Source organism: Mahella australiensis 50-1 BON, from assembly GCF_000213255.1.
GTDB lineage: Bacteria > Bacillota > Clostridia > Mahellales > Mahellaceae > Mahella > Mahella australiensis.
Genome location: NC_015520.1, coordinates 200,224 through 213,574 on the forward strand (window position 1 = coordinate 200,224; position 13,351 = coordinate 213,574).

Below are 13,351 nucleotides of genomic sequence, written 5' to 3' on the forward strand. Positions count from 1 at the left end.
GCACATCGTTGCTGTGTAGGCTTGTTGAGCAATATAATGTGTTGCTCGAGCTAGATGACTTATATTGTTTCGGGGGGAGGGAAATTTTTACTGAAGTATTGACAGAATAATATGTGCATTATATAATATTATCGTTTCCGGTACCGTTAATGTAAACGTTAATATGAAAATATTTTTTGGCTAAATTGTTAATTTTATAAAAGAGAGGTTTTACTATGAGAAAGTTGAGAGTATCTTTGGTATTCCTGTTGGCTATTAGTATGTTTGTACTGCAAGTTGGGTGTACGCCTACTAAGACGCAAAGTGATAATATGCCTAGCGAATCGGGTACTAGCGAAACTGATGGCAGCGATGCTTCGTCAGAGAAACAAACAATAACATTTTGGAAATGGATTCCGACTGAAGGTTCTCAAACAGATGATTTAGTGGCAGCGTGGGAAAAAGAGTATCCTAATATTAAACTTGATATTACTCATGTAGGCGAATCAGAAGCGCATTTCCAAAAATTATCTGCTGCTCTTGCGGCTAATGAAGGGCCATCTGTCCTTGCTCTACAAGTAGGGGCTCGGGCTAATCAATTCAAAGATTTCTGTGAGCCACTTAGACCGTTAGCTGAAAAGAAGTGGGGCTCCGATTGGGAGAATAAATTTTTGCCAGCTGCTCTTGAACAATGCCGTTATTCAGGAGACGATTATACAGTGCTTCCCGGTGGAATGACAGCGACGCCGGTTATTATGTACAATGCAGCAGCATTTGAAAAGCTTGGTATTACAAAAGCTCCTGAGACCATGCAAGATGTTTATGATGCTATCGAGAAATCAAAAAGGGATCCTAACATAATACCTGGTGTCGCGATTGGAGCGAAAGAAGGATGGGCTTGTCGCGATGTGTTCATGGGTATTATTAACCAGATTGCCCCCGGTAAGGTTTATGAAGCTGCGGATGGCAAATCGAGCTTTACTGAACCGGAATTTGTTGAAGCGCTAGAAATTTGGAAAAACTTATTCGATAGTGGGTTTTTTGCAGAGGGTAGTTTAGGTACGGCTCTATATCCTGATATAAACGATAATTTCAGTCTTGCAGGGACTGATGGAAGGCGTTACTATATAATGATGAGTTGCGGCACATGGCATGGTTCTGGACTTACTAAAAAAGCTGTTCAAGAGGGTATTGAAAAAGGGGTTCGTGCTCCTGAGGATAAGCTGACTATGGGTGCTTTCACATTACCGGCTGTTAAGGAAGACGCACAAAAAAATATGGTTGTTACAGTTGATGTGGCTTGGGGAGTAAATAACTCAAAACCTCAAAAAGAAAAAGAAGCTGCATTTGAATTTGTTGCTTGGATGGCAGCAGGCCATGGCCAGGAAATTTGGAGTAATTCTTTGCAGGTACTACCGTGTGCTAAGGGTGTATCCTTAGAGCCAGCAATGAATGATATGAGGGGCGAGCCTGAAAAGAAAGCTTTGGAAATGTTCCAATATTATGTTGAAAATAATGCCGGAGCTCGCGAGATAAAATATGCAGAAATTTCTAATGCGTTGAATGATGTTTTACCGGCTGTAGCTGCTGGTGCTATGACTCCAGAAGAAGCAACGAAGCAATTGCAAGCAGCTTCGGAATCTGTAGCTCGTTAAAAAGACTTTTTGAATTTTTGGGTGCACATAAGTGTGCACCCAAAAATTAAGTTTTATAATAGAACAGCAAATATCAATTATGTTAATCAAAGGGGGTGCCTTTTATGACAGAAAAAGCCACAAGAGAGCCCAAAAGGGTGGTAGGAAAAGGATTAAAAAAAGCTGTGTTTGGTAAAACATATGCAGCGTATTTTTATATAGCGCCAGCTTTTATTTTTTTAGGGATCTTTACTTACTATGCTATGGCATATAATATTCATGTTTCATTTTTTGAATGGAATGGGGTAAGTATAAATAAAATCTTTATTGGACTTAATAACTATACAAGAATGTTTAAAGACCCATATTTTATTTTAGCACTTAAAAATACAGCGATTTACTTTGTTATAACTGTCCCTGTTCAAGCAGTTTTTGGCTTAATTTTGGCATATTGTTTCCAACAAAATATTTTCGCTAAGGGATTAGCCAGATCTATCATATTTTTACCAAATGTCATGGCTTTAGTCGTTATTGGCTATGTATTCAGTCAGATGTTTAATTATCAGCAGGGTTTTATCAATGAGCTACTGCGCCAGATAGGGCTTGGCAACCTAGTAAGGGATTGGACTGGAGATCCTAATACAGCTCTTTATTCTGTTATTATTGCGAATATTTATACGTATGTTGGTTTCTCTATGACACTTTATATTGCTGGAATTGTCGGGATTCCAAAAGACGTGTTAGAGGCAGCGCAGATCGATGGAGGTTCTGAGGTTAAGGTCATTAGGTATGTTATATTGCCGCTTTTAAGGCCTACTCACATTACAGTCCTTATACTCGGTATCGTTGGCACGCTTAAAACTTTTGATTTAGTTTGGCTAATCACAAAAGGAGGGCCAGGTAGAAGCTCTGAGATGTTAGCGACGTTGATTTACCGTTCTTATATTCTTGAGTATAAAGCAGGATATGCTGCGGCAATATCGGTGATCGTATTGATTATCGCCCTAGGGCTTTCATGCTTGAACCTGTATATTCAAAGACAGGGCGAATATTAAATGTATTCGACAATTACGCTAATATGAAAGGAGTATAAGTAAGCATGAAGATGGAAAAATATAGTCGCAATCAATATAGGGGGCATTGGTCGGCGGGAAGAATTGTTTCTCAAATATTTATTATTTTAATGACGGTAATTTGGATTTATCCAATCTATAAAATGATTGAACGTTCGTTCTTTGGTCAAGGCTGGGGAAATTATCAGCGTGTACTATTTCAGGCCGATAGTTTTACTATAGCAAAAGGATATAATGCAGAAATCGCTGATTTTTGGATTTATTTAAAGAATTCATTGATGGTGACCGGCATAGACATGATATTAATACTTGTATGTGTGTCATTAGCTGCTTTTGCTTTTTCAAAGATGGACTTTCCAGGCAATAATGTTTTGTATATTTTAACATTAATTGGGATGATGATGCCTGCTGCAGGTTTCATTGTGCCTTATTTTATTACCTTAAAAACAATTGGGTTGACCAATAATCCGTTTGGTTTAGTCGGTCCTCATGTGGCAGCGTCCATACCAATGAGTATGTTGATTATACGGAATAGTATGGATGCGGTGAATGATGAAATGATCGAATCGGCTATTATAGATGGATGTTCTAAAATAAGGGTATTTATTAGTATGTGTATACCATTGTGCAAACCAGCTATTGGTACGGCTGCAATTTTTGCATTTATGGGGAGTTGGAATGATTATTTATTGCCCTTAGTTTTATTAAATTCTCCTGAATCTATGACAATTACACTATTACCGCAACGATTTACTGCATTTGGAGGAGGCTCTAATTATGGTGTTATCTTTGCTAGTTTAGTATTGATTTCAATTCCAATATTTATTATTTATTTATTTTGTCAGCGTTATATACAAAGCGGAATTGCAACAGGTACTATCAAATAAGTTATCTATTTTAGAGAGTATATTATTTTTGGAGGGTTTTATGTATTTGGATAAATGGGATCAAGAAAAAGCATGGAGTTGGTATAATAGTCGGCCATGGTTAATGGGGTACAATCATGTTACTGGTTCTGTGAAAAATGATATTGAAATGTGGCAGGAAGCTACATTTGAAGAAAGTTTAACAAAAACTGATCGGGAATTTCGACTTGCAGAAGAAACGGGATTTAATGCAATTAGAATATTTTTACCAGAGGTTGTATGGAAGTATCAGCGTAAAAGCTTTTTGGATAATCTGCAGCGTTTTGTGCATTGTGCCGGAGAACATGGTTTGGGTGTAGTAATCGTTTTTTTAATGATTGTCTTCTATCGAAGAAAAGTTCGGATTTATTGTCACTGAAATTCGGCTCACAGCCAGATCCTGATTGGGGATATCATGGCGGGAATAAAGCTACGCCTTTTGATGGCGCTGATGAAGTTGGTTGGTGGGATGGAGATGACCTGGCGACATGGCCGCAAAAGGAAGATTATGTGAGAGATATTGTTGGATTATTTAGGAATGACGAGCGTGTCATAATGTGGGACATATGGAACGAACCAGGCAATAATAACCGCGAGACTCGCAGCTTAGTTTTGATGGAGAAAGTGTTTGAATGGTTCGTAGTATGAACCCAATTCAGCCATTGACAGCATGTGCATGGGATTTTGAAGGGAACTATAGGACTCCGCCAACCTTCTATAATAACCCGATGTCTATAAGCGCGATTGAGCGAAGGGCTATTGAACTTTCAGATGTTATTACATTTCATTGTTATGGGAAGTTTGAAAATGTTAAATTCGTAACGGAACAACTAAAAAAATTTCATAGACCTATTATAAATACAGAATGGTTACATCGTATTTTGCATAATAACGTGTGCGATATTCTCCCATATTTTGCATGCGAGCATATAGGTTCTTTTCATTGGGGGCTTGTGAATGGATATAGGCAATTTCATGAACCCTGGGGATTTTTGCGTCCTCTTGCTGATCAGTATGATATTGATATAGAGAAGTGGCAGCATGATATTTATAAGAGTGATTTTACTCCTTATAATCCAGAAGAGATAAAGTTGTTTAAGAAGCTTTCGCCAAGGAGAAACAGAAACACACTTTAGCTCATAAAAATGCTTAAACTCAGGACGTGCATCTTCACTGAAAATTAACAGCTTTTATGGAATAGTACTTTGAGTAGGGGGAAACGCATAATGGAAAATAGTGGATTACTAAATATTCTCTGGATTTGTACTGACCAACAGAGGTTTGATACTTTGGGATGTTATGGGAATAAATTCGTGAAAACACCTAATATTGATAGGCCTGCAGAAATGGGCGTACTATTTGAAAGGTGTTATTCCCAGAGTCCTATATGTACTCCAAGCAGAGCCAGCTTTTTAACTGGACGCTATCCACGTACTACAAGATGTAGGCAAAATGGCCAGTCTATACCCAGAGATGAAAAACTGGTTACAAAAATGCTTGACGAAAAAGGGTATGTATGCGGGTTAGCAGGGAAGCTGCATATATCTGCATGTCGCCCTTCTGTTTGCAAGGCTATGGAAAGGCATGTCGATGACGGATATTCTGTTTTTCATTGGTCTCATGGTGCCCATGATGGTTGGCCTACTCATGAATATTTTCAATGGTTAAGAGAGAAAGGCCGAAGATTTAGAGTTGAAAATATAGAAGGAACAAAACGTGTAAGCTATGGAATGGATGAGGAATATCATCAAACAACCTGGTGCGTAGAAAAGGCGATTTTATTTATGGAAGCTAACCGTGAGTATAACATGCGAATATCATCGACTGGGTGAAGCCTTAACTCCGTAAGAAAGTCCGATTGTACAAACTGCCAGAACCTCTCTATGCACCCTTTGCCGGCAGGGTGATACGGTGTGGCATATGATAGACGTATACCAAGCCTCGCACAGCTTAGCTTGAAATTATACGATACATACACCTTACCGTTGTCCAGATATACCCTTTCGGGTACACCGTATTTGGTTATGGCCTTTTTAAGACAGTCCTCCATTCTGGGCAAGCTGGATTCATAATAAAACTGAGAATGGGGCACGAACTTGGAGAAATTATCGATAAACCCAAATAAATAGACTTTTCGTTTATTGCCGTTCTTATCAGTTATATATACCCCCTCCATCATATCGCCCTGGTATTGCTCGAATATATCCGCGGATACATTATGATTGTACACGTTCTTATCCCTGGCAAGGTTACTCCTCGTATAGCCCATATCATGCAATACCCTGCTGACCGTCCTCTCCTTCATGCAAGACGCCTCCAGCATGGCGATGATCTTTCGCACCGAGCGCAGAGGCAGTTGCTCCTTAAGCTGCGTTATCCATCGTATCTGTTCGGGAGATAAAACGCAGTGATTGTTCCTATTCCTATTAACCTTAGGCTTTAACCCATCGAATCCATACAACCTGTATAGCTTAAGATAACGGTATACAGTTCTATCAGAAAAAGAGAAAGACCGGTTAAAATAAGGATCGAATATAGTCCGAGAGGCTACCTCTTTGACCATTTCATCAACTTTCCCTTTTTGTGCGTCCAGTACGGACTCTATAGCTCTGTAGCGCAAATAAGCCATCATATCAGCATCATTCATGGTATATACATCCCTTTCCCCTTTGATTATGGCATCATAATATCAGATGATACGGCATGATTAAACAAACCAAGCGGTTAATATACAGGGAGGCATATGGCAATATAAGGGAGGTTGTTTTGCTAGAATTAAAACCTATATCCGAACGATACATGTCTATACGGATAAAATTATAGTAAATAGGATATACCGATGCATAATAGGCCATAATATACTTAATGTGGGATTGAGAAAGTATAAAGGGTCTATAGGCCTCTATATGCTGAACATGCGGTTTAATGCAGATAATGTAGTGTATGGTGCCAAAGGATGCTTAAGATATGCCATCAGCTGCTTAAAAACATCCATCAGCTGATACATATGAGCATATATGCAGCCGGTAACGGATTTATTGATGTCAGGCATAGACTGTGTTATCTTAAGATAAGATGACGACAGATTCTCTAAGAGAGCTGCATTCTCTACCCGCGTTGCCAATCGTTTAATCCAAACCATCAAGCTGTCCGAGCATTGGAGTATATTTTGCGGGTCATCTATATTATCCAACGGATCGGCTCCTTTGGATACGTTCTCAGTATAGAGCTGATCGATGGTATCCAGGCAGAAAGGGCAGCGTTTCAGAGCAAAAGAGGGATAAAGGTATATATTCCCTGTGGCCGTTGCTATCGACCTTTGCCAATCGCCTTATCATGAATACGGTTTTATACAAGATATTATCTATGGTATATATAATGGCTTTCTTGCGATAACCGTAGAACCATAGCTTATCAGTATCGGCTATACCGCCTATGAGCTCTTTTGCCTGTTCTATATTCAAATTCTCAAAGGGATTATATATTTCCCCAAAGTATTGCTTGTATTTAATGGCGAACCATACTAACATGGTATATGTATTATACGATTCATACTAACATAATGAAAGTGGTCTGTCTAAAAAATTTGTATAGACAGGCCACTTCGTTTACCAAATGATGTAATATGGACGATATTGCTTCTGACAGTGAGATTGGCTAAACATACCACGTTTACTGTTAAAATTCATGTCTTATAACAATACTTAAAAAGGAAGAAAGGCAAACATATAAAGGTAAGCCATTCATAAGGACGAGACAATATAAAGCTTCTAAAAAAATCCAATATGCCGTTCGTGATAGTCGGCCGTTATTTCAAGGAATGGGAAGATACCGATTATTTGGTTGCCGATGATATAAAAGGCGGATATCTGGCAACGGAATACTTGATTAAAAAGGATAGAAAGCGTATACTTTTGTTGGAGGGCCCTGATTATTTATCCTCTTCTCAGGAAAGAGAGGAAGGCTACAGGCGTGCTTTGGCTGATAATGGTATAGAATTCGATGGGAAGCTGGTCAAACGAGTATCTATATTAGCAGGGCGTTCATACTCTGCTATGAAAAAAATTATAGAGCAGGTAATAGATTTCTCAGGTATTTTCGCTTTCAGCGATGTAATAGCGTGGGAAGCTATATATGCGTTGGAAGATGCGGGGCTCAAGGTGCCCGATGATGTCGGCGTAGTGGGTTATGATAATATACAGTCGCAATTATTTTTTCCGTGGCCACTTACCACCATCAATATCTCCAAACGCAAGATGGCACATAAAGCAGTGGATATATTGATGAAAAGGATAAACGGGCAGAATAACGGCAAATATTATCATGAAGTATTCGATACAAAATTGATAGTGCGGAAAAGTTGCTAGAATATAACGAGAGTATTCTCTTTGGTTAATTGGGATGAAACTTTTGAATATCATAACTATTCAGTTATCAAGTTAGCTGGATAGTTACTTGATATGATAATATGTAAATAGAAGTAGTTTTGTTTTATGTTGAGGTGGTAACTCTATGAGGCATGTACTATTTAATAAAGTTCTGAGTAACTTTTCAATATCTCAAAAAATGATACTTATTTTTATTGGCTGCGTGATTTTACCGCTTTTTATTCAGAACATATTTTATTATAGTACTACCGAAAATAATATACAAAATCAGGTTATGCAACGATTGACCCAGGCATTAAGCGAAAAGGCAAACAAAATCGATGGATGTATATCTGGTGCCATATCGCTTTCTTTTCGGTACAGTATGAATGAGGAACTGTATAGGTTCTTGGATACTGATTATAGCAACAGTTTAAACTATTTTACAGGATATCAGAGCTATATTAAAAATTTATTACTGCCTGACCTTGCTTATGATCTACAAATAAGCCAATTAGTCCTGTATTCGGACAATCCTACCATATTAAATGGAGCGCTTGTAAAAAGGCTAGAATCATGGAATTTCGATACGCTCGGAGAAAATTTGGTCGATTATAGTCTCAACGACTTGACTCAGTCGCCCAACGGACCGAAATTGAGGGTAGCATTGATTCCTTCGAAGCCTGAGATTTCAAGCGACAGGAGCTTAAATATCATTAGGCCGCTGAATTATTATAAGAAATATTCTAAATATCAAAAAGTCATACGAGTTGACATAAATTTATCATACATTTCATCGATGATAAACGAGACCAGTTTATTTGATAATATAATCCTCGTAGATTCCGACAATCGAATACTTGCTTCGGCTAATACCTATCGTGAAGCTGGCAAATACGATATCTTTTCGGAGGACAAGCTGAAAAGTGGTATTGTTGTCTTGAAACAGCCTTTGAGTAATGTTCCATTGTCGTTATATGGATATTATGATACCAGTATTATTTCAAAAGAATTTGTAAAGATGAGGTTAAAAATCATAACGGTGACAGTCAGCAGTATATTGATGGCATTTTTTTGTATATTTATCGTAGCAAGCAATATCACCAGGAGGACGAAGCTTGTCGTTAATTTATCAGAAAGTATAGCTAAAGGGAATTTTATCCAAATAAGCAACGGCAGGATGGGCAGCGATGAAATAGGTATTTTGGCTGAGAGCATTAATCAGATGAGTTTACAGCTTCAAACCCTAATCAATGAAAAGTATAATGCCCGCCTTGTTAAAGCCCATTTAGATAGGGAAACTGCTCAAGCAAAATTATTGGCCTTGCAAAGCCAGGTTAATCCCCATTTCATGTTCAATGTTCTTGAATGTATCCGTCTGAAGGCGACCGCGAAAAATGAAACCGAAACTGCAAGGATAATTATGTACGTATCCAAGATGTTCAGGTATTTGATTAACTGGGACGATGATATAATAACTTTAAGCGATGAGATAAAGTTTTTAGAAGAATTTCTGTATGTGCAGAAATATAGATTTGAGGATGAATTTGAATATAGCGTTGAAATTGATGATGCTGCAAGGACATGTCTTTTACCTAAACTTATTATACAGCCCATAGTGGAAAATGCGTGCGTTCACGGAATCGAGTCGATCTCTCAAAATAAAAAAATAGAAATACGCATAAAAGTGATAGATACGCAGATATCAGTATCGGTTTCGGACAACGGCATGGGCATAGACGAGCCTCGGCTGTCGGAAATAAAGAATATGCTTGAAGGTGGAGAAAAGCTCATTGACAGTGTCGGCCTGTATAATGTGTACCAGCGATTATATTTATATTACGGGAATAATTTCAGCATAGATGTGCAGAGCAAAAAAGGTATAGGGACAAAATTTAATATAACTATTCCGATTCGTTATTCAAAGGAGGAGTTCTAGTGTATTCGATTTTGCTGGTAGATGATGAAAAGACAATAAGGGAGTATTTGCCGATTGCTATTCCATTTGAAGAATATGGATTTAAGGTAACGGGTACCGCCAGGAATGGCCAGGAAGCCCTTGACAAGCTTTCGGCTATAAAACCGGATCTAATTTTGCTTGATATACGGATGCCAGTTGTAAATGGATTACAATTTTTAGAAATCTTGAGACAAGGGGAATTCTCAGATACTTTGGTTATTGTGCTTTCAGGATATAAGGACTTTGAATATGCAAAAGAGGCGATGAGGTACGGAGTAAAATTTTATTTGAATAAACCCGTTGATGAAGAAGAAATCATTCCTTTGCTGAAAGAAGTGCATAAAGAGCTTGACCGGTACAATGAGGAGAAGAGCTTTGACTTGCTGCGAAAGCACATCAATGTGCTCAACGATTTATATAATGGAGTGGATGAAAATGAAGAGGTATTGCGCGGCTATACGCTCATGACATGCGTTCTTTTGCCGTGTTCACAGGATTTTAAATGTGATAGATCTTATCTGTCAATGCAGGAGTGCCTATCTAAAGCAATTGGAGGATTTAAAAATTATCTGTTTCATACGGATAATAGTCAAATTACTTTTATGCTTCCTCATAGAGTATTTGAGCCATTTAGCAATAGTAAAGAGCTATTTGCGGATAATCTTCTGGGAGTGCTTGGCGAGCATGAAATCAATTGTTCCTTGCTTTTTGACTCATATATTTTTGAACATAGAGAAAATACGTTTAAAGAAGATTTTACGAATCACATGAACAGGATGTTGACCGAACTGTTTTTCTCAAGTGCGAAGTTTATAGAATATAACCCTAGCCGGTTTAAGATTGGTGAAAAATTGTGTTTTGAAAGCAAGTACATGGATGAAATAAAACAGTATTTTTTGTTATGCAATGAAGATGAATTATTAAAAGTTATTGAGAAACTGGTTGCTGAAATTCAAAGGATACATTTAGAGATTTGCCGCATAAAGGAAATAAGCCAAAGGATATATTATATTTTGTGCGATGAATTAACGGGGGTTGATGACCAAGACCAAGCTATAACAAGTCCGGATTTTTCTGTGTTGCTCGAGTATCCTTACTTTATCCCATTTAATCAATGGAAAGAACTATTGTTTTCTTTGATACATACCAGCTTAGATGTTATTAAGTACAGATGCAAGATGGTTAAGCTGGGTATAAGCAGAGAGGTTATCGACTATGTGCAGATGCATTATAAAGAACAAATAACTTTAAAGCAGATTGCGGATAAGTTTTTTGTTAATGCTACTTATTTGGGCAGGGCATTTCGGAAGGCTACAGGTATGAACTTTAATCAATATGTCAATCAGCTTAGGATTACAGAAGCAAAGAAACTCTTACTGCATACAGATAAACTTATCTATGAAATAGCAAATGAAGTTGGTTATTCGGAGAGCAAATATTTCGTCGTTAAGTTTACTGAAGAAGTGGGGAAAAGCCCTAAGGAATACAGGGATCAGGTTATCTGAGGGGATATCGGCTGAAAAATTTGAAAATGTCTTAAATGTGGAATTTGAAGTATGCTTTTTGGAATGATTTACTCTTTACCCTATGTTATTATTATGTTAATAAAAATAACATAGGAAGGGTGGATATTCCGAAATGAAGAGGTTTGGTAAAGTATTAGCGTTTCTACTGGTTTTGGTTATAGCTGTTTCTATTACTGCTTGCGATTCTTCGAAGGATAGCGAACCTACAAATCAAGACAGCCAGTCGTCAAATGAGAACAATGAGTCAACGAAATTGGGTACAATAGACGGGAAAGACCCGGAAACCGGTTTGCCTATGTTGGCAGACCGTAATAACCCTATAACATTTAAAGTGTTTCTCGGCAGCCCGGGCCAGGCACCGGCAAAGGACAATCCTGTTATCAAAAAAATCACCGAATTGACAGGGGTTACAATAGATTTTGAATTCCTTGTCGGTGATCTTTCTCAGAAAGTAGGTGTCATGATTGCAGGAGAGGATTATCCAGATGCGATTAATGTTGATGACGCACAAAAGTTTATTGAGGCCGGCGCATATATACCGCTCGATGATAAGCTTCCCAATTATCCGAATTTAAACGATTTGTATTCACCATTCAAAGAAGATTTAACTGCTAAATACGGAAAGACATATATACTTGAGCTTTATAATGTTTATACGCCAGAATTAGCTCCGCCAATCTTTGACAATGGAGGAGCAGGTTTCTTTATGCAGAAGGATGTTATTGCAGAGAGTGGTTATAAAGTGCCAAGGACGCTGGATGATTACTTTGGCATGATCGAAGCTTATGCAGCAAAACATCCGACTGTTGATGGTGTGAAAACCAGAGGCTTTGAGATATTATGCGATGGATGGCGAGATTTCTGTTTGCGTAATCCTGCACAGCACCTTTTAGGCGACGGTAATAACGGTGATGCTACCATCGATTACGAAACAAATACCGCGTATTTCTATCAAATAACCGATACTGCTAAAAACTATTATAAAAAGCTGAATGAAGAATATCATAAAGGTATTATAATACCCGATACTTTTACACAAAGCTATGACCAATATTTATCCCGAATATCGAGCGGAGCAGTGCTTGGCATGTTTGATCAGCGATGGAATTTTGCTGATGGGGAGAACGCATTGAAGGCTGATGAAAAGTGGAATCGTACTTATGTTTCTCTCCCGATAACAAATCCAGGTGTCAAGGATGGCTATCTCGATGCTCCGAATGGACATATAACTGGAATAAATGGCATAGGCATTACTAAAAATTGTAAGGATACCGATCGTTTGCTCGAATTCTATGACTATTTGTTGAATAGGGAAGTACAAGATTATCTGCAGTGGGGCGTAGAGGGCAAGGATTGGGTAAAAGCCGGCGAAAATGATAAAGTTCTTACAGAGGAACGCCGTGTGCTGAACTACGATACTGCCAAAGCGCGCGATCTGACCGGTGTTACTCTGTGGAACTATTCTCCAAAAAGGCAAGGTCGTTATCCTGACGGAGCGCCCTGTGGGCCTGGCGATTCAGTAGCGGAATATAAGGCATCGCAGTCTGACTATGATAAAGGCTTCCTAGAGGCTTTGAAGATCGATTATCCGGCACAGCTATTGTCTGAACCGGTTAAACGCCCTGCGTATTATCCCATCTGGGCCATGGCTATTGAAGAAGGGAAGGGCGCAGCTGGAGCAGCTCAAACTGCAATGATCGATGTTTGCAGAAAATATTATCCGAAGTTGATCATGTGCGATCCGGGCGAATATGATAGCTTATGGAATGAGTTCGTGAGTGCTTTCAATGCGGCTAACCCTCAGCCTTACCTGGACGAAATAAATAAGCAGATTAAGGAGAGGTTGGGCCAGAACTAATTAGTCTGATCTGCGTATAAACAAATGGTGGAGACTGAGATGGGTATCT

The 13,351-nt window shown here is 38.5% G+C and carries 14 protein-coding genes; 11 read left to right on the forward strand and 3 right to left on the reverse strand.

Annotation, left to right across the window (positions count from 1 at the left end; all coding sequences use genetic code 11):
- The first annotated feature begins 215 nt into the window (after window positions 1–215).
- From MAHAU_RS00895 to MAHAU_RS15270, 7 genes are all read left to right on the forward strand, one after another.
- A complete protein-coding gene (locus MAHAU_RS00895) occupies window positions 216–1,634 on the forward strand; it encodes an ABC transporter substrate-binding protein (protein WP_013779843.1) in 1,419 nt (472 codons plus the stop codon).
- A 104-nt stretch (window positions 1,635–1,738) separates the two neighbouring features.
- On the forward strand, window positions 1,739–2,668 hold the full coding sequence (locus MAHAU_RS00900) for a carbohydrate ABC transporter permease (RefSeq protein ID WP_013779844.1): 930 nt from the start codon (window positions 1,739–1,741) through the stop codon (window positions 2,666–2,668).
- Window positions 2,669–2,712: 44 nt separating this feature from the next.
- Entirely contained in the window at window positions 2,713–3,573 is an 861-nt protein-coding gene (locus tag MAHAU_RS00905; protein ID WP_013779845.1) for a carbohydrate ABC transporter permease, read from the forward strand.
- Between the two features lie 46 nt (window positions 3,574–3,619).
- Window positions 3,620–3,970 carry a hypothetical protein gene (locus tag MAHAU_RS00910; RefSeq protein WP_148258355.1) on the forward strand — a complete coding sequence of 117 codons (351 nt, stop codon included), beginning with the start codon at window positions 3,620–3,622 and terminating at the stop codon, window positions 3,968–3,970.
- Window positions 3,961–4,239: a hypothetical protein gene (locus MAHAU_RS00915; RefSeq protein WP_041643741.1), complete on the forward strand. Its 279-nt coding sequence runs from the start codon at window positions 3,961–3,963 to the stop codon at window positions 4,237–4,239. The genes MAHAU_RS00910 and MAHAU_RS00915 overlap by 10 nt, the downstream gene beginning before the upstream one ends.
- Complete coding sequence (locus MAHAU_RS00920; protein WP_041643745.1) at window positions 4,224–4,727, forward strand: hypothetical protein; 504 nt, start codon at window positions 4,224–4,226, stop codon at window positions 4,725–4,727. Before MAHAU_RS00915 ends, MAHAU_RS00920 begins: the two co-directional genes overlap by 16 nt.
- Window positions 4,728–4,817: 90 nt before the next feature.
- Window positions 4,818–5,423, forward strand: a complete 606-nt coding sequence (locus MAHAU_RS15270) for a sulfatase-like hydrolase/transferase (protein WP_083809798.1) — start codon at window positions 4,818–4,820, stop codon at window positions 5,421–5,423.
- Here the strand turns inward: MAHAU_RS15270 and MAHAU_RS00925 are convergent.
- The 3 genes from MAHAU_RS00925 to MAHAU_RS00935 all read right to left on the reverse strand — a co-directional run bounded on the left by MAHAU_RS00925 (window position 5,339) and on the right by MAHAU_RS00935 (window position 7,121).
- Window positions 5,339–6,238, reverse strand: coding sequence for a DDE-type integrase/transposase/recombinase (locus MAHAU_RS00925; RefSeq protein ID WP_013779846.1), 900 nt, complete (start codon window positions 6,236–6,238; stop codon window positions 5,339–5,341). The genes MAHAU_RS15270 and MAHAU_RS00925 overlap by 85 nt on opposite strands.
- A gap of 255 nt (window positions 6,239–6,493) precedes the next feature.
- The gene (locus MAHAU_RS00930; protein ID WP_013779847.1) at window positions 6,494–6,784 is read right to left on the reverse strand and encodes a hypothetical protein; all 291 of its coding nucleotides are present in this window, start codon (window positions 6,782–6,784) and stop codon (window positions 6,494–6,496) included.
- Window positions 6,785–6,809: 25 nt separating this feature from the next.
- Window positions 6,810–7,121, reverse strand: coding sequence for a hypothetical protein (locus MAHAU_RS00935; RefSeq protein ID WP_041643747.1), 312 nt, complete (start codon window positions 7,119–7,121; stop codon window positions 6,810–6,812).
- A 231-nt stretch (window positions 7,122–7,352) separates the two neighbouring features.
- On the opposite strand from MAHAU_RS00935, the gene MAHAU_RS00940 reads away from it, so the two are divergent.
- From MAHAU_RS00940 to MAHAU_RS00955, 4 genes are all read left to right on the forward strand, one after another.
- The gene (locus MAHAU_RS00940; protein ID WP_281004398.1) at window positions 7,353–7,958 is read left to right on the forward strand and encodes a substrate-binding domain-containing protein; all 606 of its coding nucleotides are present in this window, start codon (window positions 7,353–7,355) and stop codon (window positions 7,956–7,958) included.
- A gap of 295 nt (window positions 7,959–8,253) precedes the next feature.
- Window positions 8,254–9,897 carry a sensor histidine kinase gene (locus tag MAHAU_RS00945; RefSeq protein ID WP_171804950.1) on the forward strand — a complete coding sequence of 548 codons (1,644 nt, stop codon included), beginning with the start codon at window positions 8,254–8,256 and terminating at the stop codon, window positions 9,895–9,897.
- On the forward strand, window positions 9,897–11,423 hold the full coding sequence (locus tag MAHAU_RS00950) for a response regulator transcription factor (RefSeq protein ID WP_013779849.1): 1,527 nt from the start codon (window positions 9,897–9,899) through the stop codon (window positions 11,421–11,423). Before MAHAU_RS00945 ends, MAHAU_RS00950 begins: the two co-directional genes overlap by 1 nt.
- Window positions 11,424–11,556: 133 nt before the next feature.
- Window positions 11,557–13,302: an extracellular solute-binding protein gene (locus tag MAHAU_RS00955; RefSeq protein WP_013779850.1), complete on the forward strand. Its 1,746-nt coding sequence runs from the start codon at window positions 11,557–11,559 to the stop codon at window positions 13,300–13,302.
- Window positions 13,303–13,351: the final 49 nt, after the last annotated feature.